Here is a 556-nt window from a genome sequence, read left to right on the forward strand (position 1 = left end):
CGACCCCACGTAATCCTTGGGAACCATATGGGCTGCTAAACAGGTAGGGATTAGATCGGCTGCTAGTGCCTTGTTGGCGGTAGAAATGGCGATAAGCATCTTTAGTTCCTCTTCTACGGATAAACCGTAGCCGCTTTTCACCTCTATGGTGGTCACCCCTTGTTGTAAATGCCTATTGGCACGTTCTTTTATTCCTCTAACCAGTTGGGCGGAATTGGATTTCCTGGTCTGGGTAACGGTATCCCAGATTCCTCCCCCGGTTTGGGCAATTTCTAAATAAGTTTTCCCAGCATTCCTAAGCGCATAGTCGTTGGCTCTACTACCGCCAAAACAAATATGTGTGTGGGCATCTATAAATCCAGGGAAACAGACCATGTCCTCCTCTATTGGGAGGATCCTGGCGTTTAAATCTCTGGCTTCGATTTGTAGGTCCGAAAACGGTCCCACCGCGTAGATTTTCCCATCTTCGGTGAGTACCCCCGCATCTTGGATGAGTGGTAGTTGATGATCTTGTAAGGCACCCTTTAACGGTAATCCGGACATGGTTAATAGCTGC

The 556-nt window shown here is 48.2% G+C and carries 1 pseudogene; it reads right to left on the reverse strand.

Going from position 1 to position 556, the window contains the following annotated elements:
• A pseudogene (locus tag F1E73_RS17305) lies at positions 1–543 on the reverse strand (imidazolonepropionase); the annotation flags it as partial.
• Positions 544–556: the final 13 nt, after the last annotated feature.

Source organism: Arenibacter lacus (genome assembly GCF_008711145.1).
Classification (GTDB): Bacteria; Bacteroidota; Bacteroidia; order Flavobacteriales; family Flavobacteriaceae; genus Arenibacter; species Arenibacter amylolyticus.